This window comes from Streptomyces sp. PA03-3a (genome assembly GCF_033792735.1).
Lineage (GTDB): Bacteria > Actinomycetota > Actinomycetes > Streptomycetales > Streptomycetaceae > Actinacidiphila.
The window spans coordinates 29694-56441 of record NZ_JARAVM010000046.1; the positions used below are offsets into that span (position 1 = coordinate 29694).

The window sequence follows — 26748 nt, forward strand, 5'->3', positions numbered from 1 at the left end:
CCGGGGTGCCAGGCACACGACGGTGGCCGGTGATGTCAGTCGACCGGCATCACCCACACGTCGGCGATCGACGGGTCGTAGTCGGCGCCGGTGTCCTGGAAGCGGAGCCGTACGGTGCCGTCCGAGGTGTCGGCGGAGGGGTCCACCACGAACTGGTGGGTGATGGTCCCCTGGCCGCCCTCACTTCGCCTCAGGTCTACGCTGTGCACCACCTCGCCTTCGGCCCGGACGTCATAGGTCTTGCGCCGGGCACCGTCGAAGGTCTCGACGACGCGGACCACGAAGCGGCCGCTGGAAGGCACGGCGACGTCGAACTCCATCCAGCCGCCCGGGTAGGAGGAGTGGGTGTAGCGCCGGGTCAGCCCGGCCTCGGTGTTCGTCCCCGAGTGCTCCGACGCCGTCAACCGGTGGGCGGACTCCGACGGCCCGTCACCGAGGTCGACGTGGTCGCTCGACGCCGCAGGTGGCGTGGGCAGCGAGACCGCGATCGTGCCGGTCGCCCGCTCGGCCGCCGTCGTGCCGGTCGCCACGGTGACCGCGGCCGCTCCCTCGACGACGGTGAGCGGCACCGTCACGACGGCTTCGACCGTGGTCTCCTCCCCCGGGTTCAGGTGGTAGGCGACCGGGTCAGGCGTCGACCAGCCGTCGGGGAGGCCGAGCGTGAGCTTGCCGGACTGCGCCACACCGGTGCGGTTGGTCAGGACGGTGCTGACGGTGGCCTTCTCGCCCGGGCCGGCCGGGTCAGGCGTGGTGGACACGCCGTCGATGGCGACGCCGGGGGCGACCACCAGGCCCGCCGAGACCGGTAGCGTCGCCGTTCCTCCCCCGTACTGGTAGGACACCGAGCCGGTGAGGTCGGCCACGGACGCCTGCGCGTCCGCCGCAACTGTGACGTCGTAGGCGTGCTCGAGGGTACTGCCGGCACCCGTGGTCGACGCGTGCCGGCCCACGGACTTCACCGTCCAGCCGCCAGGTGCCTGCAGTGACGAGTCGACGCCGGTCAGAGGCTGCTTGCCGGTGTTCTTCAACGCCACCTTCACGCGGACGACGTCGCCCGGGAGGATCTCGCCGGCCGGTACCTCCAGCGTGGCCACCGCGCCGACAAGGCGCGACGACGCCCGCGAGAGGGTCTGCTCGATGCCGGTCAGCGCATCACGCAGCGCCTTGGCCGCCGTCTTGTCGATCGCGCCCTGCTCGGCGTACGTCTGCGTCCATCGGTCGAGGTCGGCCACGCCGGCGAGCGCACGGTGCACCGCGGCGGCGGTCAGCCGCTCGTCCGCGCCCTCGCTCTGCAGGCGCCACGCAGCAGCGAGCTCACTGCGCATCAGGGCGGTGCGCACCTGCAGGTGACCCTTGGCGATCTTGCTCAGACCGCGCACCTGCAGCGCGTCGACATCGTCGGAGAACGACGCTGCCTGCGCCCGGGCCGCCCCCAGGTCCCCGAGCACCTGGTCGACCGCGAACGCGTAGCGCCCCGAGCCGACCTCCAGCACCACGTCCCCGTCGGTCTCCTTGACGTACGTCACGTCGTCGACCTCGCTGATCGGCTTGCCGCCCTCGGTGACCGCCCAGCGGTTGGCCGCCGGGATGCGCACCTCGGCGGTGGTGTTCGCCGGCACGGTGACGTTGAGCTTCATCGCCCCGGACGTCGTGTTCCACGCGCTGCGCACCGTGCCGTACGGCGTCTCGTGACTGAAGTCGACGTGGTCGACGCCCTTGCCGGGCTCCGGGGCGATGAGAACCTTGCGGTAGCCCGGCTCGGCCGCCGAGACGCCCGCCATGGTGCGGTACATCCACTCGCCGACGGCGCCGTACGCGTAGTGGTTGAACGAGTTCATCCCCACGTCGTTGAAGGTTCCGTCGGGGTTGATGGAGTTCCACCGTTCCCAGACCGTGGTCGCGCCCTTGCCGATCTCGTAGCCCCAGGACGGGTAGTCCTCGTGCTGCAGCAGCCGGTAGGCGATGTCGGACCGGCCCGCCTCCGTGAGTGCCGGCAGCAGTCCGTCGACGCCGAGGAAACCGGTCGACAGGTGGTAGTCGCGGCGCTCGAGGGTCCCGACGAACTTGGCGACGACCGCGTCGCGCCGGTCGGCGGGGGCGAGGTCGTTGGTCAGCGTCAGAATGTACGAGGTCTGGCTGTCGCCCTTGACGGTGCCGTCGGCGCCGACGAACGCCGCCTGGTACGCCGACCTGATCGCCTCGTAGCGCTGCTGGTACGCCGCCGCGTCGCCGTCCCGCCCGATGGCGGCCGCCATCTGAGCGAACTCAACGGTGCTCTTGGCGACGAACGCGGTGTCGAGAACGTCGGCCGGGGTGGCGTCGTCGAGGTTGAGCCAGTCGAGATAGCCGCCGGCGGAGCGGATGTGGCCGGTGGAGTCGGCGTCGAGGAAGTCGACGTACTTCTTCATCATGTCGTAGTTCTCGCGAATGACGTCGGTGTCGCCGTACGCCTGCCACAGCGTCCACGGCACGTGCACGCCGGCGTCCATCCACCCGGCCGACTCGTAACCGCCGTCGAAGCGGCCGGGAACCACGGGGGCGACGCCGGGCAGCGAGCCGTTCGACCGCTGGGTGTCTCTCAGGTCCTGCAGCCACTTGGTCAGGAAGGACTGCGCGTCCATGTTGTAGACGGCGGTGCGGGCGAAGACGTTGATGTCGCCGGCCCAGCCCATGCGCTCGTCGCGCGCGGGCGTGTCCGTGGGGATCGACAGGAAGTTGCCGCGCATGCCCCAGACGATGTTGCTGTGCAACTGGTTGACGAGGTCGGAACTGGTGTCGAGGCTGCTGGTGAGGTCCCCGTCGGTGCCGACGACGACACCGACCAGGTCCTTGGCCGCGGGGGCCTCGTCGACGCCGGATATCTCGACGTACCGGAAGCCGTGGAAGGTGAACGAGGGCTCGAAGGTCTCCGGCTGGTCCGTGGCGAAGGTGTAGTGGTCGGTCGCTTTCGCGGTGCGCAGGTTCGCGGTGTAGAGGGTGCCGTCGGGGTTGAGCACCTCGCCGTGCCGGATCTTCACCGTCCGGCCGGGCTCGCCCTTGAGGGTCAGGCGTACATGGCCGACCATGTTCTGCCCGAGGTCGTAGAGGTGGACGCCGGCGGTCGGCGAGTCGATCCGCTTCGCGGTCCTGAGCTCCTGGGTGACCCGTACGTCGACGGCGGTCTGCGGTTCAAGTACGGTCACCGGCTCGTCGCGGACGTCCGCCCTGGCCCAGTCCGCGTCGTCGTAACCGGGCCTGTCCCAGCCGTCGACCTGCTTCGCCACCCGTGCGTCGTAGGCCTCGCCGTCGAGCAGGTCGGCCTGGCGGGTCGGACCGCCGGCGGTGGTCCAGGTGCCGTCGGTGCGGATGGTGGTGCTGGTGCCGTCGGTGAACTCCACGAGCATCTCGGCGATCACCGAGTTGTCCTTGCCGTAGACGTCGGTGCCGAACATGGCGACCTTGCCGCTGTACCAGCCCGGTGCGACCTCGGCGCCGATGACGTTCGCGCCGGCGCGGACCTGCCGGGTCACGTCGTAGGTCTGGTAGTCGATGCGTTTGTCGTACGCAGTCCAGCCGGGCGCGAGTTCGGCGCTGCCCACCCGCGAGCCGTTGAGCCGCAGTTCGTACACGCCGCGCGCCGATGCGTAGACGCGTGCCCGCGCGACCTTCTTTCCGCCGAGGTCGAATTCCTTGCGCAGCAGCGGGACAGGCTTGTCGCGGCGCAGCCAGGCCTCGCCGCCCGCGCTGTCGACGCGCAGGCCGCCGGCGGTCACGGTGCCCGACGCGAAGGTGCGGTCGCCCGTGGGGAAGGCGGTGTCGACGAGGACGGTGCCGTCGGCGCTGGTGACCGTGACGTCGCGGACCAGTCCGCGCTCCGCGCCGCTGGTGCGGAAGCCCATCGTTCCGGGGCCGCCGAACGTCGCGTCGGTGCGCTGGTCCAGCTGCTTGCCGTCGACGGTGGTGGTGATCGTGTCGCCGTCGACGGCGATCGCGTAGTCGTGCTCGGCGGCGAAGTCGAACCCGGACGGGAACGGCGTCGCCTTGAGGACCGAGTAGCCGCTGTTGCGTTTCACGTGCGGGCGCAGCGCGTCGTCGGTGTCGCTGATCTGCCACATGTAAGCGTTCTCGGTGTCCTGGCCACGGAAGTAGACGCCGAGTGCCCCGCTGATGTCGGAGGCGGTGAACTCGACCGTGTAGTCGGTCCACTTGGCGCCCAGCGCGGGCGTGTCCGCACCGATCCACGCGGCGGTCCACGGTTGGGATCCCAGAGCGGTGCCGAACGTGGCGGGCGCGCTCCACTGGGAGGCGACGCCCCGGTCGTCCCATACGCGAACAGACCAGGAGTAGTCGGTATGCGGTCTCAGCGCGGGGCCGCCGTAGCGGACGTCGACCGACTGACGGGAGGAGACCTTGCCGCTGTCCCAGACGTCCGGGTGGTCGAGGCGGCCGGCCGATGAGGCGACGTGTATCTCGTAGGCCCGCTGTGTGACGCCGCGGCGCTCGGAGGCGAGCTGCCAGCCGAGCGTCGGCGCCGCCAACGGGACACCGAGCGGGTCGTCGAGGGCGTTGACCGTCAAGTCGCTGACGCTCGTTGCAGCGGCTGCGGGGGCGGTGGCTGTGGCGGTGGGTGGACTCGCTGCCGTCGCCGTCGTGGGTGCCACCACGACGAGGACTGATGCAGCGACCACGGCGGCGATCTGCTGACGCACTGGCACTCCTCAAGAGGGGTACTGAAACGCTTCAATGACACTCTGAAGGCGATCACACCTCCATGGCAACGAGCTGGACGGATTTGATTGAACTGATTCGGGAGAGGGTTGAATCGGTTTAAGCCGACGGGGCCACCGCCCGCGTGGTTCCGCGTTGGCCGAGGGCCCGGCCCGCGAGCCCATCACCCACGCTGAAGCGGGTTGCGAGGTCCGGCTGTCGGGCCGGCGGACCGGCGGACCGGCCCAGGGGTGCTCGTACCGCGGGCGATGCGTTGATCCCGAGCGCGTCCGTCGGGGAGTGCGGTTGCGCCTGCCGCCTCGTGGAGCAGATCTACCGCGGCGCGCTCGCAACTCCCGGAACCGAACCGACGAATGATCGCCCGCACCACGAGAGGGGACGCCGTCCGCCGCCTTCCGCGGGTGTGAAAGGGAAGCCGTCACCACAGCGGACGCGCCTGCCTGGGGAGTTCACGGGTAGGCGCTCAGTTGGAGCAACCCTTCATCCCCTGGGTCCACTCGGAGGCCGAGACCGTCCCCGGCTCCCCTCCGCAACCACGCTGCGAGGCGAACATGCGAGATCGAATAGAGATGGCGTACACAGGATGGCCCGACGGATCCCCCCTGGGGGTCCTCGTCACCGTCATCGTGATGATGGTCGCGCTGGTGATGATAGCCAGGCTGTTGCGCGACAAGAAGTGACACGTCGGAGCGCCGTTCCGGAGTGAGTCAGGGCGATGTGAGCCCGCCGACGTGTCGTGGCACCATCCCCGTTGTGAATGACCGTAGCCATGAGGTGGATTGGTCCGGCCTCTGCCACGCCTCGGGCCCCGCCGGCGACACGTTGCTGCATCCGGCTGCTCTCCTCGGCGACGATGCGAAGGCCTTCCTTGGTCGCCGGGTACTCGCACCTGTGGTCGGCGACGCTTCGGCGCCAAGGTAAAGCCTGGCCTGCGACGGCGCCCACCGCGCTGCTCGTCGCCGAACTTTTGGACAATCCGCTGCTGGGGCCGGACGATCCCTCGCTGCCCGATGCCATGCTCGCCTATTTGTAGGAGGTCGGCGTCGCCGCCGACCTCGGGGACCGCGCTGCGGAGATCCGTGCTCGGGTCAGGGACCGCGCACCGGAGCTGCGGGCCTGGAGCGCCGCGTACGTGTCGACCGACGGCGACGGCAGGGCCCGGATGTGGCGGGACGGCACGGGGCCGGGTGAACTCGTCCTCGATCGGGCGGCGCTTGCCTGCTTCGACCTGGTTCCCGTGCTCCTGCGGCGAGCACTGCCGCACCTCGCGTCGGAACGCGCCAGGCGCAGGACGTGCGCCGCCGCGGCTGTCGGGTCACTGGCTCGGCATCCGGCAGCCTCCGGTCAACGCCTGCGGCTGGTGAACCAGTTGACGTCGATGGCCCGGGCCGCCGATTCCCCGCACGACCTGGCGACGATCGTGATCGCCATCGGCCACCTCAACGGCGATACGCGCCCCTGGCCGGCCGACGCGCATGCGGGCGTTCGGGCCTGCGCGGCCCTGGCGACCGACCTTCAGACCCACGTGCGCGAAGCTGTCTCCGGCTCGGCCCGCGCTGGACCGGGACATCGCCGACGCCTTGGCCGAACGGTGCCCGGCCGAGGCCGCCGAACTCCGCCGCTGCAAGCTCACAGCCAGAGGACGCTGTGCCCGCGGCGCTACGACGCGGATACCGCCGTGACCAGCGCCCGGAGCCCGGCCAGCGCCGCGCGCACCAACGCCGCGATGTCCTGGTGGTCGGCTTCGTCGAGCCAACGGCGGTAGGCGGTGCGGAAGACCGCGAGACCAGCCTGCGCGGCCAGGATGCCAGTGTCCGCTTCGACCCCGCGCCGCCCGAGGCCGTCCGCGAACGCTACCGCGAAGCCGTTGTACTTGACCAGCTCGCGCTCGGTCAGCTCGGGGCTGTCACGCAGCGGCCGTCTCAGGTCCATGACCGGCAAGAAATTCCCGCGTGCGCTCGGCACCGACTTCGCTGGTGTCGTGGAGGCCGCCGGTCCGGGCGTCACCACGTTCCGCGTCGGCGACGAGGTGCTCGGCGGCGCGCCCCTAAAGTCCTCGGGCGCGTTCGGCGACCTGGTCGTCACTGACCTCAAGACAGTGGTCAGGTAGCCGGCGAACCTCTCCTTCGAGGAGGCGGCCGCGATCGTGACGCCCGGCCTCACTGCCTTCCAGGCGATCGTACGCCAGGGCAGGCTCAAGCCTGGCGGTGCAGTCTTCGTCACCGGCTGCCTGGGCGGGGTGGGTCGCTCAGCGAGCATGATCGCGCTGGCACGCGGCGCCACTGTGGCCGGCAGCTGCCGGGCCACCTCCGCTGAGGAGGCGCGCGCCCTGGGCATCGACCCTGTCGTCGGCTTCGACTTCGACCCGGCGTCGCTAAGGGGGCGGTACGACATCGTCCTCGACGCCGCCAACGCGCTCTCTGTCACGGCGATGCGCACCATGCTCAAGCCGGGCGGGCGGGTCGTCGACATCCACCCGGCCCCGGCCAAGTTCGTCAGGAGCGTGCTGCCCGGGCCGTACAACGTGGTGATCGCCAAGCCCGTGCGGCAGGACATGGAGGAGCTTGTCGCAATCGCCGCCGACGGCAAGCTGCGTCTGCCGATCGCCCGCACCGTACCGCTCGAGCAGGCGATCCCTGCCCTCACCGAGCTCGAGCAGCACGGCACGCCCAAGGGTGGCAAGCTCGTCATCTCCCTGCTGTAGCGCCGCCCGAGCCGCGGCTCGCGGGCTTTACTGACCTCAGCTCCTCAAGGTGACGTGGGTTCGTCGAGGGTCAGGCCGGTCGGCGCACACCGGGTCGTCGATCGCGCTCACGGTGTACGGGGGCCGGCCCGGCGGCTCGTCGTTCTGGCTGTTGACGACATAGAGCCGGCAGCCGTGGCGGGCCAGCGTCGTGGGCAGGTCGAAAGGCTCGCCGGTGACGCGGTGCGTCACCGTGCCGGAGCGCAGGTCCGGGTCGAGCTCGGCGACGTAGACGCCGTTCGGTGCGCCGTAGTTGAGCACCGCGTACAGCGTCCGGCCGCGCAGCAGCATCCCGTCGGCCCCGAAGGACGCGCCGCCCAAGTCCACTTGGCCGACTTCCCGGGTGGCGACGTCCACCCGCCACACCGCCTCGGTCCCGTTGGACGCCACCAGCAGCGTACGGCCCGACCGGTCCGCCACGATGCCGTTGAGCAGCCAGTACTGCGCGGGGAACTGCGGGAAGGCGGAGCGAACGTCCAGCCACGGCTCCAGCGGGCCCAGCCGCCCGTGGCGGATGTCGGCGCGGTACACCACGGGGTTGGCCCAGTCCGTGACGTACACGGCGTCGCCGGTGATCACGAGGTCGTTCAGGTCGGACGCGCCGAGCGGCCCGCCCTGCGCCGTGCGCCTGGCCAGCAGCCGGCCGCCTCGGTCGTGGACGGTCAGTTCCGCGCCCCCGACCGAGTACACCCGTCCCCGGCCGTCGGTGTGCACGCCCAGTGTGCTCGTGCGGTCCGCCAGGCCCTCCGCGTGGAAGGGCCGCAGGCGGGTGTCGCGGACGTCGCCCCGGTACAGCGCGCCGGTGCCGTCGGAGGACACGTACATCGTGCCGTCGCGGTCGATCGCGATTCCCTCCGGCAGCACACCGGGCGCCCGGGAGACGACGTAGGTGTGCGGCAGTTCGCGCGCGGCGGCCGGGCCGGCCTGGGCGGGCATCGCCGCCAGGCCGGCCAGCAGGACGGCGGCGCCGAGCCGCGGGAGTCGGTTGGTGCGGGGCATCGTCAAACCTCCGGGGTACGTGGCGGGCGTCCCCGCGACGCGAGGACGCCGGAGAGCCTGCCGGGCCCCGGGAGCGGCCGCATCGCCTTTCACGTCTGGGCGAAAGGCTCCTCCGGGCCGATAATCGGTCGTCGTGATCCGCTTACACTTCGACACCGACGATCTGCGCCGGATCACGCTCGCCCCGGCGCCCAACGCCCTGTGGGAGGCGGTCCTCAGTGTGCGCGGCCTGCGCGCGCCGACCGCGGGGACGGGCCGCTCCCACCCCGCCGCCGGGCAGTGGCGGCGGCGGTGGAACGACGGCCTGGCCGACCGCGCGGGTGTCCTGCTCGACCTGGTGCCCCGCGACGGCTACCTGCCCGACTTCCTGCTCCAGCCCGCCGCCGGAGACCTCGCGACCGCCATCGACCTGGCCCGGCGTACGCCCGCCGACCGTCTCGCCGCCGACCTACGTGTCCTGCCCGGCCCCGGCGGGACCGGTGGCGCTGGGGAGCCGCCGAGCCGCTGGATGCTGGAGCTCGCCGCCGGGTCACCCGCCGCGCGACGGGTGCTGGCAGCCGACCTGAGCGCCTACTTCGCCTCGTCGATCGCCCCGCTGTGGCCCCAGGTCCGCACCGACGGCGCGGCGGACCGGGCCCTGCGCGCGGAAATGCTGCTGCGCGGGGGCGTCGACGCTCTGCTGACCACGCTCGCCCCCACCTGGCGCTGGGATCCCCCGGTCCTGCACTTGCCGTCCCGCTACGACTACGACGTCCCGCTGTGCGGTCGCGGGCTGCTGCTCATGCCGTCCTGGTTCGCCATGGGACCGATGATCCGCTACCAGGTCGACGAACCGACGGTGCTCGCCTACCCGATGCATGTGCCGGAGCGGGCGGGCACGCCTGCCGCCCCGCCGGGGGCGGCCCTCGGGCCGCTGCTGGGACGTACCCGGGCGGCGGTGCTCCGGTCCCTGCGCGAGCCGGCCACGACCACCGCGCTCGCCGGCCGGGTCCAGGTCTCCCTCGCGGCGGCCAGCCAGCACGCCGGGGTGCTGCGGAACGCCGGACTGGTACGCACGACCCGGATCGGCACCGCCGTCCTGCACACCCTCACCCCGCTCGGCGCGGCCCTGCTGTCAGGTGAACCGCCCACGGCGTAGCGTCGGCGCCGCGGGGGGCACGGCACCTCGGCGTGGCCCTGGACCCTGGCTGCCAAGAGGAGGCCGAGGGCGTCCGTGACGATGAACCGCTTGCGGCCCTTTGACTGCGCTGCCGTGGGGACGAGGGCGCTCAGTCACTGTCGCGGCGGTAGGCGGCAAGGAGGTAGGTCCAGATCTCGCTGACCGTCGGGAAGCAGGCGACGGCGTGCCGGAGGCGCTTGAGAGGGATCTCGCCTGCGACGGCGACGATGGCGGAGTGCAGCAGTTCGCTGATGCCGTGGCCGACGAAAGTCACCCCGAGGAGGATCTCCCGGTCGGTGTCGACGACCATCCGGGCGTGACCGCGGTAGCCGTCGGCGTAGAGGTTGGCGCCCTGGGCGGCGGTGAAGTCGAGGTCGACGACCTTGACGTGGAGACCGGCCTCCTCTGCCCGCGCGGCGGACAGACCCACCGCGCCGGCTTCGGGGTCGGTGAAGAAGACCTGCGGTACGGCGTGCTGGTCGGCCGTGGTGGCGTGGTCGCCCCAGGGGGCGTCGTCCAGGGGACGGCCGGCGGCACGCGCGCCGATGGCATCGCCTGCGGTGCGCCCCTGGTACTTGCCCTGGTGGGTCAGGAGGGCGCGGTGGTTGACGTCGCCGAGTCGACGCGGAGGGAATACGCACGGTGGCCCGATCGCTGCGAGCATTGCGCGACGCGTTGCGACGGCTCGCATCGGAGACAACCGGAGATCCGCGTTCTTCGCCGGCCTCTGTGCCGAAGCCGGACCGTCAAAAGGCGATCAGCACGCTGAACGCTCTCGCCCGGGTCTGGCCGGAACTGCGGTGGCCCGCCGACGGGCCGATCTCACGCGTGTATCGCGGTGACAGGGGCGAGGCCCAACTTGCCGTACAGGTCATCGCGCGCCAGGCCGTCGAACTCCTCACCGGGCCGGACCGCGATCACCTGCGTCCCTGCCTGGCACCCAACTGCCTTCTCTTCTTCTCCGACAGCCACGCACGCCGGGAGTGGTGCTCCCCCGTGTGCGGCAACCGCGCGCGTGTCGCCCGCCATTACCGGCGCCATCACACTTCCGGAGTTCCCTTGCGGTGAGGCACCGCCGCCGGTGCGATTCCGCTCTCCCCACCGAACGTCTTCCACCGCACGTCGCGGGGGCTCACTCCGTACGCCGCCTTGAACACCCGACTGAAGTGGGGCGCGCTGGCGAATCCCCACCGGTGGGCGATCGCCTCGATGGTCATGAACTGATACGCCGATGACGCCAGTTCCCGCTTGCACTCTTCCAGGCGCTGCGTCCGTATCCAGTCGGCGAGGGTGATGCCCGCCCGGGACAGGATCAGATAGAGCTGGCGTACGGAAACGTGATGCTCGGCGGCGATACGCGCCGCAGTCAGGTCGGGTTCCGCCAGGTGAAGGCGGACGTATTCCTGGACGCGCTGCACAAGTGTGCTGTTCAGAGGCGCTCTGGCGAGATCGTCACGGCCCACGGCCAGGCTGACCAATGCCCTGATCAGGTCGACGCAGGGCTGCGCGAACAGGGCGGTCTCAGCCTCTCCGACGTCGCCGGCCTCATCACGCGCCAGCCGGGCGAAGAGCGCTGCCGCGGCACCCACGACCGGGCGCTCCGAACTGAGCCGCACAGCTGTGACCTGGTCGAGGAGGGACGACCGCAGCCCCAGGACGTGCGTGGGAACGCGCACGAGGACCGAATGCATCGCTCCGCGGAAAAGGACCTCGTAGGGCTTCGCGTTATCGAGCACCACGAGATCTCCCGCCCGTGTGACACCCTGCCTGCCCCCCTGGCGGATCCGGGCGACTCCCGCTTCCTGGAAGTGGACGAGTACGTGCGGCACCATGTCCTCGTCCACCGGGGCGGCGGCACGGCGCAGGCGGGCCACGTTCCAGCCGATCTTCGAGACCTTCACCGCCCCCACCGCGTAGGTGGTCGCATTGGCGCGCAGGCGATCCGGGTTCCGGGGAAGGTCCACCTCGATGCGGCCGTTGAGCGACCAGGAGAACTGACGGATCGCGTCCGCGCGATCGCCCGGAGCCAGCGACGCCACATCGAGTCGATCTGTCATGCGGCTCCCTCCAGAACTGTGCGCGGGGCTGCACGCCGGGACAGACCTCCACGCTACTGCGACCGGGCGGCCCATTTTGCGACTTTTACTGTATCTTGCACCTTTTCGTACAGAGCCCCGGACGGCGGGGCCCGCTCGCCGACGTCCCCGTCCACCGGTCACGCCCCCGGCCCGCTCCCCCACGGCGTCCAGAGGCAGCGACAGTCGCGTCAGCGCGGTCCGGTACTCGGCGATGACGCGCTCCACGACCTCCACGGCCTGGGTACTTCGTGGACCAGGCCCGCAGACTGGCCGGCCTCCACCTTGCCTTCGCGAACCCGGCCGCGCAGGGCGGCGTCCTTCGGCGTGGCGCCCTGGAACTCCTTGCGTCGGACGTCGAGTTCGGCGGCGGAGTCCTTGAGCCGGCGCATTCTCGCGGTGAAGTCGTTCTCCGGCGCCCTGATGAGGCCGCGGCCGACGGTACGGGTGTCCTCCGCGCCGGCCGCGACGAGCGCCGCCTTGTAGTCGGGGTGCACCGTGGCCTCCTCAGCGGCGAGGCACCGCGTGCCGAACTGGGCCGTGCCCGCTCCCAGGGCCAGCATCGCGGCCGACCCCCAGACCGCCGGCGGCGCTGACGGCGAGGGGCAGGGCCGCACTCGACCCGCCGTCAGGGAACCGTGGCTGCGGGCGATCCACGACCGAGACTGACGTCCTGTCAGCGCCGACAGGCCGGCCATTCACAACTACTTGACGCGGCAATCAAATCCGAACATGCTTGTCACGACAAGTACTTTGCCGCCGGTTCGCAGGACGTCGTCCCGTGTCCGGCCGGCCGGATCGGCCGAAGTCCGCGGACCACGGCCCCAGAGAGGACCCCACATGGCACTTGCCGACAAGATCGCCCTGGTGACCGGCTCGACCGGAGGTATCGGCCGCGAGACGGCCCTGCTGCTGGCCGGCGCCGGCGCCGAGGTCGTCGTCACCGGTCGCCGCGCCGACCAGGGGGCCGAGACGGTGCGCACGATCACCGAGGCCGGCGGCCGGGCGCGCTTCGTCGCTGCCGACCTCGAGGACCTGGACTCTCTGCGCGCGCTCGCGGAGGAGGCGGGAGAGGTCGACATCCTGGTCAACAACGCCGCGGTCTTCCCGATGCTGCCGACCGCCGAGCAGGACGCGGAGTCCTTCGACCAGGCGGTCGCCACCAACATCCGCGCCCCGTACTTCCTCACGGCGGCCCTGGCCCCCGGGATGGTGGCCCGTGGTTCGGGGGCCATCGTGAACGTCAGCACCATGGGCGCCCGCGTCGGTCTTCCCGGCATGTCCGTCTACTCCGCCACCAAGGCCGCGCTGGAGTCGCTGACCCGCACCTGGGCGGCCGAGTTCAGCCCGGCCGGCGTCCGCGTCAACACCGTGGCCCCTGGGCCGGCCGGCACCCAGTCGGTGATCGACCTGTGGGGCCAGGAGGCCGCGGAAGGGTTCGGCAAGATCACCCTGCTCGGCCGGATCGCCCAGCCCCGGGAGATCGCCGAGGTCGTCGTCTTCCTCGCCGACGACTCCCGTTCCGCGTACCTCACCGGCGCCACGGTCGCCGCCGACGCCGGCGCCACCGCGATCTGACCGCCACCCCGCGCGCGCCCGCCGGAGCAGGGGATGCGGGCGATCAGCAGGCGGCACGCCTGACCTTGTGGGGCGCGGTCAACGCTCGGGAGGCGTACGGACCGGCGGTTCTCCCCGACCCTCAAGAGATGGCGAAGGCGTCAGATCGCCCACGTCCACAGCTCGTTGTCACACATCGGCCGGCTGTCCGGTCTCAGTAGGCGCAGCCTGCATGACAGGGCAGTCTGCGCCCGGTGCGGACTGATCACCCGTGCCGAACGGTGGCCATCGGCCCGGTGCGACACGGGCCCGGCTCACCCGAAGCGCCCGCCCCACGCAGTGGAGGCGGGCGCTTCGCGTCACGCGGTCTCGGGGGAACACCCTGACGAGGCACAGCGAGGACCTCTGCCGTACTCGGTCGGCCCTCTCCCGCCGGGCCCGGGCAGGCCCGGCTCAGACGACGATCTTGCGCGGGTTGAAGTTGCCGCCCGGGTCCACGGCCTCGAAGAGGCCCGACATGACCGCGACGCCCTGCGCCGAGATGTCCTCCTCCAGCCACGGCGCGTGCTCCAGGCCCACGCCGTGGTGGTGCGAGATCGTGCCGCCCGCGTCGATGAACGCCTGCTGGATCGCCCGCTTGACGGTGTCGTACTCGCCGAGCGGGTCGTCACCGAACACGAAGGCGAAAGTGAAGTACAGGCAGGCGCCCGAGTGGTACGAGTGCGACATGTGGCACATCGTCCAGCCCGTGCGGCCGATCTCCTCGTAGGCGCTGTCGGCCGCTTCGTAAACCGCCGCGTGGATACCGCGGAGCTTCGACCACGGACCCGCGGTCTCGCTCACATCGCCGGCGGCACCGTGGTCGAGCAGGAAGTCGCGGATGTACGGCGTGTCGAACTTCTTCTGGTCGTAGAGCGCACCGGGCCCCTTGCCGACGCCGATGCCGTGGTGCCTGCGCACGATCCGGTCGACGACCGACTTCTGGCGCTTCGCGTGCGCCGTGCCGCCTTCGAAGCCGATGAAGGAGAGGCAGATCTCGTCCAGGTCCCAGCCGCGCCGCCTGAGGTACGCCATGAGCCCGGCCTGCGCCTTCTTGGCGACACCCTTCGACTCCTTGCTCGTCGCCAGCGAGAAGCCGGTCTCGTGCGCGTCCGAGATGCGGGTGACCGAGGGCGAGACGTCGCTCGCGGCGATCTCCTGCATCGCGGCGAGGCCGTGGTCGAAGTTCTTGAAGAAGTAGGCGTGGATGCCGCGGCTCTCGGGGAGCCGGTGCACCCGCACCGTGGCCTCGGTGACGACGCCGAGCCGCCCCTCCGAGCCCACCACCATCTCCCGCACGCTCGGCCCGGTCGACGCGCTCGGAACGGCACGGATCACGAGCACGCCACCGGCCCGGACGACACGCAGACCCTTGACGATGTCCGCGATGTCGCCGTACTTGTCCGACTGCATGCCGGACGAGCGGGTGGCGATCCATCCGCCGAGCGAGGAGTGGGTGAACGAGTCGGGGAAGTGCCCCATCGTCCAGCCGCGTCCGTTGAGTTGGGCCTCGAGAGCAGGGCCCAGCACCCCGGCCTGGACACGCGCCAGACCGGAGTCGGTGTCGATCTCCAGCACCCGGCTCAGGCGACCGAGGTCGAGCGAGACGACCACCCGCGACTCGTCGGGGTGCGGTTCGAGGCTGCCCGCGATGTTGCTGCCGCCGCCGAAGGGAATGATCACCGCGTCCGCCTCGACGGCCGCGTCGACGACGCTCCGCACCTCCTCCTCGTCCGCCGGGAAGACGACCACGTCGGGACAGCGCGCGATCTCGCCGGCCCGGAGGCGGACCAGGTCGCGCAGGCTCTTGCCGTAGGTGTGGACGACCCGGGCCAGGTCGTCGACGACGGCGTTCCCCTGCCCGACGATGCCGGTCAGGGCGCCGACGAACTCTTCCGGCGCCGCCGAGGCCGGCACCGCCAACTGTGAGAAGTCGGGCTCTCGGGTGCGCCGGCCCGCCCGGAGGTCAAGACCGACGGCCTTGTGCACGAACGGCGCGAATCCGGGCTTGTCCTCGTGGTGGAAGCCGACGCCTTCCACGCCCCAGCCCCACCACTTCATGTGTCTCACCTCACCGGTGCGCATGGCGTCGGTACGGGAAGCGGGTTCGTTCACGGACGGTCTCCTTCAGCTGTTACGACGTGAGGTGGCATGGGTGCCGAGGATCCGGTCGGAGTTCTCCTCGGCCAGGCTGACGATCGCCGTGCGGATACGTTCGCTGAACTCGTCCACGGACTCTCCGGGAAGGGTGGTGAGCGGTTCGCCGAAGACCACCCCGACCGGCAGGCGGCCCGGTCTCGGCCAGCTCGATCCGCGGGGATGCGCCGCGTACGCCCCGATGACCGCGACGGGGAGCACGGGCACCTCGGCGGACGAGGCGAGTGCCGCCGCCCCGGGTTTGAACGCCCCGAGGGATCCGTCGCGCGAGCGTGTGCCCTCGGGAAAGATCAGGAGCGGTACTCCCCGGTTCAGCAGAGCCCTGGCGCTCACTCTGCGGGCGCTCGTTCCGGTGCGGTCGACCGGGAAGGCGTTGAAGAACAGGGCCGTGAGGCCGCGCCGCCGCCACACGTCGAAGAAGTAGTCGGCGGCGGCTCCCACCGCGAGGTAACGCGCCAACCGGCGGGGCAACGCGCCCATGATGAGTGGTGTGTCGAGGTGAGAGGTGTGGTTGGCGACCACCACATACGCGTCCTCGACCTCTTCCAGGCATTCGCGCCCGAGTACCGTGACGCTGGTGACACGCCACACGACGGGCTTCAGCAGCCCCCGTTGTGCGACGAAGCGCGCCGCGGCGTGAAAGCGTGAGGTGAAACGGTCGCGCGTCGTCGCGGGCATCCGCTTCCTTCCCGTGCGGGCTCGCCCGCACCGATTGTTCAGTGCGTGCGACGGTCGTTGCGGCTGGACGAGATCCGCCGCGAGATCCACCGCACCGTGTGCCGTGGAAGATGGCGTGTGAACCACATGAGCAGCCGGTACCGCAGGCTCGGCATGGAGATGACCCGTCCGCGCCGCACGTCGCGCAGACTGCTCTCCACGAGTCGATCGGCGTCGAGCCAGAGGAAGTCCGGAACGCTCGACGACCGGATTCCGGCCCGGGCGTGGAACTCCGTGCGGACCCAGCCCGGGCAGAGCGCCGTCACGGTGACGCCCGTTCCGTGCAGCTCGTTCGCGAGACCCTCTGTGAGCGAGGTCACGAAGGCCTTGACGGCCGAATAGCTCCCCATCGTGACGAAGCCGGCCGTGCTGGACACGTTGACGATCGCTCCGTGTCCGCGTTCGCGCATGGCCCGCCCGGCGGCGCCGGCGAGCACCAGCACCGCGCGCCCCATGACCTCGATCGCCCGGTCGTGCGGGGTGGTGTCGGCCGAGGTTATCGATGCGTGCACGCCAAAACCGGCGCTGTTCACGAGCATCTCCACCGGACGGGCGGGGTCGTCCACCCGGGCGGCGACGCGCTCGACGTCGGCGCGATCGGACAGGTCGGCGGGCAGCACCTCGACGGCACGCCCCCGGGATCGGAGCTCGGCCGCCATCCGGCCGAGACGCTCCCTGTCGCGCGCGACCAGGACAAGGTCCCAGCCGCGGTCTGCCAGAGCGCGCGCGAACGCCGCTCCGATACCCGACGTCGCACCGGTGACGAGTGCGACTCCCGTACCGCTCAGCATAGTTTCATATGCCATCTTCTTGGCATCCGAGCTCCCCGCTCGTAGCTGTCCCATGGGGTGGCGAGCGGGTCCACGCCGTCGAGTCCGGCAGCAGCCGATGGCTGACTGCCCGCGCCTGACACATCCTTCGTTTCCCGGCTCAGTTCGTTTGACCAAGCACGCATCAACCGTGTGACACGCGCTTGCGCACACGCTCGCGGGGACTCGGGATCCGCCCGGTGCCCACCGGCCGGCCCCATCGCTCGCCGCGCCCGCCCGGGTCGTCCCGCTGTGAACGGCCTCGCCGCCGACAGAGGGCCACCTTCCACGGTCGGGCAATTCGCCCCGAATCGTCCTATCACCCGCACCATCCGCCCCGAGCGGAGCCGGGCCATGTGTCACACATGCGCGGGTCCCCTGGTCACACGCCATAGCCACTGACGGTGTTTCGCACGCTCAGGGGCCACCAGCAAGTTGCCCCACTCCGGCCTCCAGAAAGCCCGCGCATGAACTCAAATGACGAGGCGACGACCGCGCCGCCCGGGAAAGCGGGTTTCGACGTGCGGGAGTTCGCCCGCACGGCACACGGCAGCCACCGCGGAAGGCTCGATCTCGCGTCGCTCGCCGAAGAGCCGCTCGACACCGATTCCGTCCGCCTCGTCCGCGCGCTGCGCGACATGGAACGTACGACGCTGCACCGTGTGCGCAACCTCCTCGTGACGGCGACGCACAAGGACGCCCGGGTCACCGCGTTCCTCACCACGTGGATGTTCGAGCGCTTCTGGATCGCCGACGCCCTCGACGCAGTCCTGGACGCCTCACCCGCCGCCCGCGGCCTCCCTTCGAGCGCCGGCCCGGCACGGCGGGTGATGGCGGAGCGCCGCGAGCGCCGTGGGCCTATCCGCCGTTCCCTCATCGCCAACATCACCGGTACGCAGATCGTCGCCGGGCACGTGACGACGAGCCTCGTGGACGAATGGATCACGCGGGCGGCCTACCGGCGTCTGGCCGGAGTCTCCCCCGCCATGGCGTCGATCATCGAACCCGTGGTGGAGATCAAACAGCGCCACATCCACTTCCTCGCGGAGGAGGCGGAACTGCGACTCGGGCGCTCGGTCCGCGCACGGCGCATCACCCGTCGTGCCCTGCGGCACTCCGCCTGGCCACTCGGCTCGGTCGACCGCTCCCGGCACGAGCGCACCTTCTTCGAACGCCATGTCTTCGGCGACCCGAGCGGAAGGGCCGAGGCGGGCCGGATCCGCGCGATGGTCGCCGCGCTCCCCGGCATCGGTCCCGGTGTCGCGTCCACCGTGGAATCGAGGCTCCTTCCGTGATGCCGCACACCGCCGAGACCGAACTCGGCACCGCGCACGTCCTGCTCACGGGCGCCACCGGCTTCGTCGGCCAAGCCGTGCTGGAGCGGCTCCTCACCGATCACCCCGCCACCCGCATCTCGCTCCTCGTGCGCGGGAAGGGCGGACAGACCGGGCAGGACCGGCTCCGGCGGCTCCTGCGCAAGCCGGTGTTCGGGACCTGGCGAGAGGCCGTGGGGGCCGAGGAGGCAGACCGTGTCGCCGGTGAGCGGATCACCGTGCTCGACGGCAGCATGACCGGCATCCCGGAGCTGCCCTCCGACCTCGACCTCGTCATCCACTCGGCGTCGACCGTCTCGTTCGACCCTCCCATCCACGAGGCGTTCGACACGAACGTCAACGGTGCCGTCAGCCTCTACCAGGCGCTCCTCGCCTCCGGTTCGGACCCGCACGTCGTCCACGTGTCGACCTGCTACGTCGGGGGACTCCGCCGCGGTGTGGTGGCCGAGGGCAAGCTCGAGCACGACGTCGACTGGCGCACCGAGTGGCGCTCCGCGACACAGGCCCACGAACGCACCGAGCTGACGTCGCGGGAACCGGCGCGGCTCGAGCGGTTCATGTCCCGCGCCCGCGGCGACCACGGCAAGGAGGGCCCGATCGCGGCGGCCCGCGCGAGTGAGAACGCCCGGCGCGAGTGGGTACGCTCCCACCTCGTCGACGCCGGCCGAAGGCGCGCCCAGAGCCTGGGATGGACCGACGTCTACACACTGACGAAGGCACTCGCGGAACGCGCCGCCGAAGACCTCTGGGGCGAGGCCGGACACCGGCTCTCGGTGGTCCGGCCCGCGATCATCGAGAGCGCCCTCCGGCATCCGTTCCCCGGCTGGATCGACGGCTTCAAGGTCGCCGACCCGCTGATCTTCGCCTACGGCCGCGGCCAGTTGCCCGACTTCCCGGGGCTGCCCGACTCGATCCTCGATGTCATCCCCGTCGACTTCGTCGTCAACGCCATCCTTGCCGCGGCCGCCAATCCGGCACCCGCCGACGAGCCGGCGTACTTCCACATCGCCTCGGGCGCGTCGAATCCGCTGCCGTTCCACCGCATGTACGAGAACGTACGCGACTACTACACGCGCCACCCGCTGCCCAAGGACGACGGTTTCGTCGAGGTACCGACCTGGAAGTTCGCGGGCGAGCGCAAGTTCAACCGACGTCTTCTGCTCGCCAAGAAGAAGGCCGACCTGTGGGACGCCGGGCTGCGGATACTGCCGAACGACGAGCGGAAGCGCGCTCTCGCGGCCCAGAACGCCCGACTGCGCGCCGGCATCGCCACCCTCGGCAACTTCACCGACCTCTATCGCGCCTATGTGCGGACCGAGATCATCTTCGACGACCGCAACGCCCGCGCGCTGAACAACGCGCTTCCCGCCGGGGTGCGGGAGGACCGCGGCTTCGATGTGCGGCGGATCGACTGGGAGGAGTACCTGCAGAAGGTGCACCTCCCCTCCCTGAGCAAGCTGACGGCCGCCCACCGCCGCCGGAAGACCGCGGCCGCCCGGCCGGCGGGCACCTGCCCGAAACCGGAGCTGCCACGGCGGACCGACGTGCTCGCCGTCTTCGACCTCGAACGGACCGTCCTCGACTCCAACCTTGTCGAGCAGTACCTCTGGGTGCGTACCTCGGGCTTCCGCAAGGCGGCCTGGCCGAAGGAGGTCGCGGACCTGCTCGTGGCGCTGCCCGGCTACCTGCGCGCCGAGAGGCGCGACCGCGGCGAGTTCATCCGCGCGTTCCTGCGCCGCTACCGCGGCATGCCCGTCGCCCGTCTCGAGGAGGTCGTGGGACGCGGCTACGCCGACACGATGCTGCGGCACACGTGCGCGGACGCTGTGGCGCGCATCCGCGAGCACCGTGCGGCAGGTCACCGCACCGTCCTGGTCACGGGCTCCATCGGCCTGCTCGCCGCTCCGCTCGCCGGTCTGTTCGACGAGGTCGTCGGGAGCTCCATGCACGTGAGGGACGGTGTGCTCACCGGCTACCTGACGAAGCCGCCGCTCGTCGACGAGGCGAGGGCCGCATGGCTTCGGCGGTACGCCGAGGAGGGCGGCTACGACCTCGCGGCCTCCTACGGCTACGGCGACAGCCACTCCGACCTGGCGTGGCTGTCGCTGCTGGGCAAGCCCTCGGCGATCAATCCCGACGCCGAACTGACGCGTGCGTCACACAAGAGGAACTGGGACATCCACCGCTGGAAGAGGGGCGGTTCGGGTGTACGCGGCGAGGTCCTCGCCGCACGGCCGACGATGCCGCGCACCGACGAGAAGAGCGACTGATGGCTTTTGACATAGACAAGTACGCGAAGAACTCCACCGGAGTGCAGTGGGCCGACCTCGACTTCGACGAGTTCGAGCGCGACCCGCTGCCCGAGGGGACACTGCGCACGCTGCGCTACATGTGCGACATCGAATACCACACGGTGTGCTACATGCGTGATCTGCTGACGACCCCGTCCCACAACGAGCCCGCGGTGGGCACCTTCATGACGATGTGGAACCGCGAGGAGTTCTGGCACGGCGAGGCGCTCGCGGCCGTGCTCGAACGCCACGGCGTCCGCATCGACTTCGACGAGCTCAAGGCGACCCGTCTCAAGCTCGGCTGGAAGGACCGCTTGGGGACGGTGAAGCAGACGGCGATGAGCCGCCTCATCGGCCCCGACTTCGTCGCGGTGCACATGGCCTGGGGCGCGGCGAACGAGTGGTCGGCCACGGCGGCGTACCAGCGGCTCGCCGCGTTGGAGAGCCACCCGGTGCTGGTGCCGCTGCTCAAGCGGATCGCGCAGCAGGAGACGAAGCACGTCGCGTTCTACGCGTCGCAGGCGCGTGATCGGCTCGCGGCGAGCCAGAAGGCCCGCAAGGTGGCCCGGTTCGCGCTCGAGAAGGCCTGGGGCCCGGTCGGCTCGGGCGTGATGTCGGAGAGCGAGGTCACGCACGTCATGACCCACCTCTTCGCGGGCCCAGAGGGCCGCAGGCTCATCCGCGACATTGATTCACACATCGCGAAGCTGCCGGGGCTCGACGGGCTGCGCATCGTGGAGGACTCCATGGACAAACGCGGGATCGCCGCCTGAGCCCGCCCGTCCCCGTGCCTGGCCTGGCCTGGCCTGGCCTGGCCTGGCCTGGCCTGGCCATGATCAGCACGCCGTGGCATCATCTGCCGATGCCTGGTCACTGGACTGGTTCGGTCGTCCTCGTCCTCTTCGCCTCGGGATGCCTCGGGATCGCTGTCCGTGAGGCGCAGCGCCGTGCGTGGATCGCGGCGGTCCGGTCCGGCTTCGGCGCATTGGGCTTCGCCTGTTTCGCCGTCGCCAATGAGGGCTTCGGGTTCGCCAGGCACGGGGCGACGCTGTTCTTCGGCATCTCGATCGCAGCGGCCCTGTGGCGCTCCCGAAGGACCAGGGCCTGACACCTTTTCCGCCTCGCAGTGCACGGTCAGGGCCGGCGCAGCCCGCGGCACCCGCGGGATGGCGACCGAGGAGCGTCGTCGCCGGCGAGCGGCGCACCGAGAACGTGATCGCAGGCACCGCGGAGCGGTGCTCCCGCAGCCGGTCAGGCCAGGACCGTGCCGTAGAGGGCGCAAACGCGAGTGCTGTAGGTCATGACCTCCGCGCTTGACCTTCACACTAATGTCAATCTTTAGCTTCGGTCAGTAGCTGAAAGCCAGCTGAACGGCGCAAGGAGACATTGCCATGTCCAAGGCTCTGACAGGACGGACTGCGCTCGTGACCGGAGGGTCGCGAGGTATCGGTGCGGGGATCGCTCGTGAACTGGCGCGCGGGGGCGCGAACGTCGTCATCACCTACCGAAAGTCGCGCGAGCAGGCGGAAGAGGTCGTCGCCGACCTGCTGGACCTCGGGGTGAAGGCACTCGCCGTCCAGGCGGATCAGTCCGTTCCCCACGAGGCGTCGACCGCTGTCGAACACGCTGCCGAGTTCCTGGGCGGCCAGATCGATGTGCTGGTGAACTCCGCCGGAGTCGCCGTCATGGGCACCGTCGACCAGTTGGACCTCGAACTCCTCGACGGGGTCCAGCAGATGATGGCCACCAACGTGATGGGGACCGTCGTCACCACGCACTCCGCATCGCGCTACCTGCCCGACGGCGGGCGCGTCATCCTGGTGGGAAGCATCGTCGCGCACCGCATTCCCGCCGCCGGCGTCGCCGAGTACGCGGCGAGCAAGGCTGCGATCGACCAGCTCGGCCGCGGGTGGGCGCGCGACTTCGGCCCGCGCGGCATCACCGTCAATGTCGTGCAGCCCGGGGCGACCGACACGGACATGAACCCCGCGGACGGACCGAACGCCGCCCCGCAGGTGGCCATGACACCCCTGGGACGCATGGGGACCACGGAGGACATCGCGAAGGCGGTCGCCTTCCTCGCCAGTGACGACGCCGCCTACATCACGGGGGCGCGGTTGACCGTCGACGGCGGATTGAGCATCTGATTCGGGAGCATCACCCATGACACGCGGGGCTCCGGTGCCAGGACGGCGCTCGACGGGACCGGAGCCCCGCCACTGGGGAATCCGTGCGCTGCGGCGTTCTCCAGCCCGCCTTCGCCTCACCGGCGGCATGAGCCTGGCACCTCCGCCATACAGCGCCTCACGGTAGGTAAGCGCCCGACCGCGCGAGTCTCGCCGCTGTCACTCCGCGACCAGGACCATGACGCCGTCCGCGGTCGTGGGCACGGGGGCCTCGGCGTCCTCCTGGAAGCGCAGGTATGCCTCGATCGCGCGCTGATTGCGCTGCAGCACGTCGATGCGCCGTTTGATGCTGCCGAGTTGACGTCGCAGACCGTCCAGGTCCTTGGCGTCCGGGCACTCCCGGGCGTGCGCATCGCCGTCGGCGGACCCGAGACAGGGCAGGACCTCGCGGATCATCTCCGTCGTCAATCCGACTTCGAGGAGTTCGCGGATCTGGTGGACGCGGTCGATGGCCGACTCGCCGTACGTGCGGTATCCGTTGGGGCTCCGGAATGGCGTCAGGATGCCGACCTCTTCGTAGTACCGAAGCAACCGCGGTGCGACACCGGTCTTCGCGGCCAGTTCTCCGATCTTCACATCGCCCTCCCCTTGCCGGTCATCCGTGCGGACGGTACGCCTCGTCGTCGCCCAGAAGGCGATCGTGCCTTCGGCCGCTCAACCTTCACACTACTGTAAAGGTCGGCTTCTTCCATGGCCCTGGCGAGGGGGGTACGGACGATCATCCAGGTCTTCAGTGAGGGTGATCGCGGCCGGCGTCGTCCCGTCGGCCGGGCGCGGTCCGGCTTCCTGTCAATCCCCTGTCGCCGGGGTGCGCCGTTGTCGCAGGACGGCCAGGGCGTCCTCGACGCGGCCGAGGTCGATGAGGTAGCCGGCCAGGTCATGGCTGTTCTCATGGGCGTGCTCTTCGAGGACGGCGACAGCCTCCTCGACGCGTCCGGCGCCGGCCAGCAGCTCAGCGATGTGCGGCGCCGCGTGCGAGGTGGCGCCCTCGGAATGGGAGCGGGCCTGTGCGATCGCTTCGTCCACGCCGTCACGGGCGGCGATCAGCGGCAGCCGTATCCAGTACAGCTCCCACTCCACCTCGCCCCCGCGGGCAGCGGCAAGCATGTCGAGGTGTGCCAGGCCGTCCCCGGGGTGACCCTGCTCCAGGCACAGCTCGGACAGAACATGGAGCACCCCTTCGTCCCCGTTCCGGCCGTCGGCCTGGACACGCATCACGTCGACGGCTTCCTTGCCCCGACCGTGCCGGGCCAAGAGCCGGGCGAGCTGGAAAGCCGAGTCGGCTCCGTGGGCCACCGTTCGGTCGGCCTGCCGGTACGCCGCGATCGCCCCCTCCACGTCGCCGCGCTCCTCGAGCAACCACGCGAGCCGGTCCACGACGCACCCCGACTCGTCGTTCGCCGCAGCCGCCCGCAGATCGCCGAGCCGGCCCTGCAGCGCCAGGAGCGCCGCCCATTGCTCACGGTTGCCGCGAGGCATGGTGCCGCCGTCGGACAGCAGAGCGATCGCCTCGTCGGTGCGGCCCTGACGCTCGCGGATCGTGGCGATCAGCGCGATCACCGTGTCGCGGTCGAGCCCTCGGCAGCACCACGGAAAGTCGGAACACCGGTGCCCGGTGAGGGGGACGAGCAGCTCGGCGGCTTCCTCGTCACGGCCGGCCGCGGCTGCGACATCGACCAGAGCGACGGTGAGGGACCGCTCACCGAGGTACGGACGCAACAGGGTGAACGCTTCCTCGGCGCGCCCGTGCCGGGCAAGCAGCCGGGTGTAGAACTCCAGCGCCATCGGATGCCCGGCCTTCATACGGGCCAGGGTGATCTCGATGGCCTCCTCGACGCGACCCCAGCCCTCCAGCAGATCGGCCACCGCCACGACGGCGGTCCACCAGCCGGTTGCCCGGTACGGGGCGAGAACCTCCAGCGCCTCGGCCTGCCGGCCCCGCTCACCCAGCAACCGCGCCCAGGCCAGGGCGCAGTTCCACTCCCCGCGTCCCGCCTGCTGCTCCACGACGGCGACATGGCCGCGTTCGAGGAGCCGCGAGACAAGCTCCGGCGGGATGCAGCCGGACCGCGTCCAGGCCCGGTAGTCATGATCAGTGGCGTCCACGGCCACGGACCCTAACGCCCGCCGCCGACATCACGGGCGGCTTCGAATCCAGCACAACCGAGATGACGCTCCCCCGCCGGTCGGTGCCTCTCCATCGACCGCGCCGCAGCGAAGGACTCACGCCAACCACCTCCGACATGACGCCGCGCCACCCGCGGCAGGCCACGGGGTGCTGGGACTTCGCCGTTGCCGTCACTCGCGTCTGCCCCCTGCTCCACCAGGCGAGTTCTCGCCGTCAGGCGGTCGAATAGGGTGGGCGGGTGACCCGTAAAGGGATTTACTCCGCGTCCGTAGCCGCCCGGATCAGTGGAACCAAGCGGCATTCAACACGCGTCGTGCTAGCCCTACCCGGGGCACACCGTCATCCGTTCGAGACCGGCGTCATCGCTGACATGGCCCGAAGGGTCGCCACTCTGGGCGACTTCCTGGCACCGGGGGCAGGGGTCGATGCCTGGATGTACACGTCACAGACGCACCGTCTCCCCGAGCTCCGGTTGTCCCAAGCCGCAGGGTGGATAGCGGACTGGGCGGTCCTCCCACGCGAACCTCTGCTCTCTCACGACGCTGCGCGGGGGAACCGGCTCACCCACCACACGGCCCCCTACGAGCTCTTCGGCCCCGAGGATGCGGCTGAGGCGATCAGGGGGATCACACGAAGCCTCCGCGCGGACGAAGGACCGACGCTCGTGTTGTTCTTCGTATGGGGGTTCCATGCGGAGGGTCCCTATCTGGCCGATGAACTCGAAGCGGCGTCCGGTGAGAACGTCTTCTGGCAGTTCGTCGGCGACACAGGCGTAGGGTCTTCCGTTCTCGATCACCTGGACAGGCTTCAGGCCGAAGCGCCGCACATCTCCAACGTGAACCTTTACCGAGGTTGGGACTCGATTCAGGACACGCCCGACTATCTCTTCTTCCGTGGCGTGCTCAAACCTTTCGTCCGCTGGCGGAAGGCGCTTCCTCGGGTGCGGAACTAGGACTTGCCCAGTCGGCCGTATCGGTGCGTCGTGTCCGAGACGTTGATGCGCGTACGAGGCGAGGTGGTGATCTGAGGGGGAGCGGCTACGGCTGCTCCTGCTGGTCGGCAACAGGCCCATCAACAGCTGCCATCGGCGTCAGCCGGTCGCGGCCCGAGAGCCGAGGCAGCCTGCTCGGATCGGTCAACGGCGCACCTGATAGCGCAGGTGAAGCACCCGGTTGCCCTGAATCACCACGTCAGGATCCTCCAACATGTGCTGCGTGTCGACCGACCCGAAGTAGCGCCTGCCGCACCCGAACACCACGGGTACGACGTCCATACGCACCTCGTCGACCAGTCCCGCGGCAAGCACCTGGCCACCGACGTCGCCCGCGGCGACCTCGACCGTGCGGTCACCCGCAAGTTCTTGCGCCTTGGCCACGGCTGCCTCGACGCCGTCGACGAAGTGGAACGGCGCCTCGGGGTGCCAGCCCTCGGGCCTGCCTCTGTGGGTCACGACGACGACGTGGTCGATCCCGCCCGGAGGCTTCCCTTCCCAGCCGTCCGTCATGTCGAAGACGCGGCGGCCGACGACTGTCACCCCGATCTCGTCCCAGTACGGCCGGGTGTGATCGTAGGACGTCTGCGACACCTTCAACTCGCCGCTCTCGTCCAACGGGACGTCACCGCTGGACAGCCAGTCGAACAGCGGTCCGGGCTGGTCGTTCTCGTCCGCGACGAAGCCGTCCACCGACACCGAGCTGTACATCACCACCTTGCCCACAGGGCTCTCCTCTGCTTTGGGGTGCCCCCAAACTAGTAGACTGTCGCAGCTAATGTGTGGGGTATAGGTGGCGGAGTTTGGTGCGTGCGTCGTGGGTGGTGAACTGCCAGTTCACCTGACGTTGGTCGGT

At 70.4% G+C, this 26748-nt stretch carries 23 protein-coding genes and 1 pseudogene; 12 read left to right on the forward strand and 12 right to left on the reverse strand.

The genetic code is table 11. The features are described from left to right. Positions 1 to 35 precede the first annotated feature (35 nt). The gene (locus tag PV342_RS36180) at positions 36 to 4688 is read right to left on the reverse strand and encodes a family 78 glycoside hydrolase catalytic domain (protein ID WP_500320402.1); all 4653 of its coding nucleotides are present in this window, start codon (positions 4686 to 4688) and stop codon (positions 36 to 38) included. Positions 4689 to 5575: 887 nt separating this feature from the next. Here PV342_RS36180 and PV342_RS36185 point away from each other — a divergent pair. After that, on the forward strand, positions 5576 to 5740 hold the full coding sequence (locus PV342_RS36185; RefSeq protein WP_400806120.1) for a hypothetical protein: 165 nt from the start codon (positions 5576 to 5578) through the stop codon (positions 5738 to 5740). 626 nt (positions 5741 to 6366) lie between these two features. Here the strand turns inward: PV342_RS36185 and PV342_RS36190 are convergent. Further along, entirely contained in the window at positions 6367 to 6639 is a 273-nt protein-coding gene (locus PV342_RS36190; RefSeq protein WP_400806117.1) for an acyl-CoA-like ligand-binding transcription factor, read from the reverse strand. On the opposite strand from PV342_RS36190, the gene PV342_RS36195 reads away from it, so the two are divergent. Together PV342_RS36195 and PV342_RS36200 are read left to right on the forward strand one after the other, a co-directional pair. Next, entirely contained in the window at positions 6638 to 6817 is a 180-nt protein-coding gene (locus PV342_RS36195) for an alcohol dehydrogenase catalytic domain-containing protein (RefSeq protein WP_400806116.1), read from the forward strand. The genes PV342_RS36190 and PV342_RS36195 overlap by 2 nt on opposite strands. Before the next feature lie 36 nt (positions 6818 to 6853). Then, positions 6854 to 7411, forward strand: a complete 558-nt coding sequence (locus PV342_RS36200; RefSeq protein WP_500320405.1) for a zinc-binding dehydrogenase — start codon at positions 6854 to 6856, stop codon at positions 7409 to 7411. Positions 7412 to 7447: 36 nt separating this feature from the next. Here PV342_RS36200 and PV342_RS36205 read toward each other — a convergent pair whose 3' ends face one another. Further along, complete coding sequence (locus PV342_RS36205; protein ID WP_400806113.1) at positions 7448 to 8449, reverse strand: SMP-30/gluconolactonase/LRE family protein; 1002 nt, start codon at positions 8447 to 8449, stop codon at positions 7448 to 7450. A 133-nt stretch (positions 8450 to 8582) separates the two neighbouring features. On the opposite strand from PV342_RS36205, the gene PV342_RS36210 reads away from it, so the two are divergent. Next, positions 8583 to 9587 carry an ArsR/SmtB family transcription factor gene (locus tag PV342_RS36210; RefSeq protein ID WP_500320407.1) on the forward strand — a complete coding sequence of 335 codons (1005 nt, stop codon included), beginning with the start codon at positions 8583 to 8585 and terminating at the stop codon, positions 9585 to 9587. 130 nt (positions 9588 to 9717) lie between these two features. Here PV342_RS36210 and PV342_RS36215 read toward each other — a convergent pair. Then, positions 9718 to 10227 (reverse strand): annotated as a pseudogene (locus PV342_RS36215) (oxidoreductase dimerization domain-containing protein); the annotation flags it as partial. 23 nt (positions 10228 to 10250) lie between these two features. Between PV342_RS36215 and PV342_RS36220 the strand changes: the two are divergent. After that, the gene (locus PV342_RS36220; RefSeq protein ID WP_400806110.1) at positions 10251 to 10676 is read left to right on the forward strand and encodes a CGNR zinc finger domain-containing protein; all 426 of its coding nucleotides are present in this window, start codon (positions 10251 to 10253) and stop codon (positions 10674 to 10676) included. Here the strand turns inward: PV342_RS36220 and PV342_RS36225 are convergent. Together PV342_RS36225 and PV342_RS36230 are read right to left on the reverse strand one after the other, a co-directional pair. Further along, the gene (locus PV342_RS36225; RefSeq protein ID WP_500320409.1) at positions 10649 to 11665 is read right to left on the reverse strand and encodes a helix-turn-helix domain-containing protein; all 1017 of its coding nucleotides are present in this window, start codon (positions 11663 to 11665) and stop codon (positions 10649 to 10651) included. The two genes, PV342_RS36220 and PV342_RS36225, sit on opposite strands and share 28 nt — an antisense overlap. Positions 11666 to 11874: 209 nt before the next feature. Continuing rightward, positions 11875 to 12246, reverse strand: a complete 372-nt coding sequence (locus PV342_RS36230) for a nitronate monooxygenase (protein WP_500320410.1) — start codon at positions 12244 to 12246, stop codon at positions 11875 to 11877. Between the two features lie 277 nt (positions 12247 to 12523). On the opposite strand from PV342_RS36230, the gene PV342_RS36235 reads away from it, so the two are divergent. Further along, on the forward strand, positions 12524 to 13261 hold the full coding sequence (locus PV342_RS36235) for an SDR family NAD(P)-dependent oxidoreductase (RefSeq protein ID WP_386995647.1): 738 nt from the start codon (positions 12524 to 12526) through the stop codon (positions 13259 to 13261). 432 nt (positions 13262 to 13693) lie between these two features. Here the strand turns inward: PV342_RS36235 and PV342_RS36240 are convergent, their stop codons facing one another. From PV342_RS36240 to PV342_RS36250, 3 genes are read right to left on the reverse strand one after another with little or no spacing between them, the layout of a single operon-like run. Further along, positions 13694 to 15394, reverse strand: a complete 1701-nt coding sequence (locus PV342_RS36240; RefSeq protein WP_500320412.1) for an FAD-binding oxidoreductase — start codon at positions 15392 to 15394, stop codon at positions 13694 to 13696. A gap of 12 nt (positions 15395 to 15406) precedes the next feature. After that, positions 15407 to 16204: a lysophospholipid acyltransferase family protein gene (locus tag PV342_RS36245; RefSeq protein ID WP_500320414.1), complete on the reverse strand. Its 798-nt coding sequence runs from the start codon at positions 16202 to 16204 to the stop codon at positions 15407 to 15409. Then, a complete protein-coding gene (locus tag PV342_RS36250; protein WP_500320425.1) occupies positions 16153 to 16944 on the reverse strand; it encodes an SDR family NAD(P)-dependent oxidoreductase in 792 nt (263 codons plus the stop codon). Before PV342_RS36250 ends, PV342_RS36245 begins: the two co-directional genes overlap by 52 nt. 485 nt (positions 16945 to 17429) lie before the next feature. On the opposite strand from PV342_RS36250, the gene PV342_RS36255 reads away from it, so the two are divergent. The 5 genes from PV342_RS36255 to PV342_RS36275 all read left to right on the forward strand — a co-directional run bounded on the left by PV342_RS36255 (position 17430) and on the right by PV342_RS36275 (position 22734). Then, positions 17430 to 18257 (forward strand): hypothetical protein, encoded by an 828-nt coding sequence (locus PV342_RS36255; protein WP_392612897.1) that lies wholly within the window; start codon positions 17430 to 17432, stop codon positions 18255 to 18257. Then, positions 18257 to 20566 (forward strand): HAD-IB family phosphatase, encoded by a 2310-nt coding sequence (locus tag PV342_RS36260; protein ID WP_500320427.1) that lies wholly within the window; start codon positions 18257 to 18259, stop codon positions 20564 to 20566. The genes PV342_RS36255 and PV342_RS36260 overlap by 1 nt, the downstream gene beginning before the upstream one ends. After that, positions 20566 to 21360 (forward strand): ferritin-like domain-containing protein, encoded by a 795-nt coding sequence (locus PV342_RS36265; protein WP_500320416.1) that lies wholly within the window; start codon positions 20566 to 20568, stop codon positions 21358 to 21360. Before PV342_RS36260 ends, PV342_RS36265 begins: the two co-directional genes overlap by 1 nt. An 89-nt stretch (positions 21361 to 21449) precedes the next feature. Beyond that, positions 21450 to 21695: a hypothetical protein gene (locus PV342_RS36270; protein ID WP_500320418.1), complete on the forward strand. Its 246-nt coding sequence runs from the start codon at positions 21450 to 21452 to the stop codon at positions 21693 to 21695. 283 nt (positions 21696 to 21978) lie between these two features. Further along, complete coding sequence (locus tag PV342_RS36275; protein ID WP_400806096.1) at positions 21979 to 22734, forward strand: SDR family NAD(P)-dependent oxidoreductase; 756 nt, start codon at positions 21979 to 21981, stop codon at positions 22732 to 22734. A 198-nt stretch (positions 22735 to 22932) separates the two neighbouring features. On the opposite strand, the gene PV342_RS36280 is transcribed toward PV342_RS36275, so the two are convergent. Continuing rightward, positions 22933 to 23349: a MerR family transcriptional regulator gene (locus tag PV342_RS36280; protein WP_500320420.1), complete on the reverse strand. Its 417-nt coding sequence runs from the start codon at positions 23347 to 23349 to the stop codon at positions 22933 to 22935. A 213-nt stretch (positions 23350 to 23562) separates the two neighbouring features. Further along, positions 23563 to 24879, reverse strand: coding sequence for a tetratricopeptide repeat protein (locus PV342_RS36285; RefSeq protein WP_500320422.1), 1317 nt, complete (start codon positions 24877 to 24879; stop codon positions 23563 to 23565). Positions 24880 to 25139: 260 nt separating this feature from the next. Between PV342_RS36285 and PV342_RS36290 the strand changes: the two genes are divergently transcribed. Further along, positions 25140 to 25853 (forward strand): VWA domain-containing protein, encoded by a 714-nt coding sequence (locus PV342_RS36290; RefSeq protein ID WP_400806088.1) that lies wholly within the window; start codon positions 25140 to 25142, stop codon positions 25851 to 25853. Positions 25854 to 26036: 183 nt separating this feature from the next. Here PV342_RS36290 and PV342_RS36295 read toward each other — a convergent pair whose 3' ends face one another. Further along, positions 26037 to 26618, reverse strand: coding sequence for a dihydrofolate reductase family protein (locus PV342_RS36295; RefSeq protein WP_400806085.1), 582 nt, complete (start codon positions 26616 to 26618; stop codon positions 26037 to 26039). Positions 26619 to 26748 lie beyond the last annotated feature (130 nt).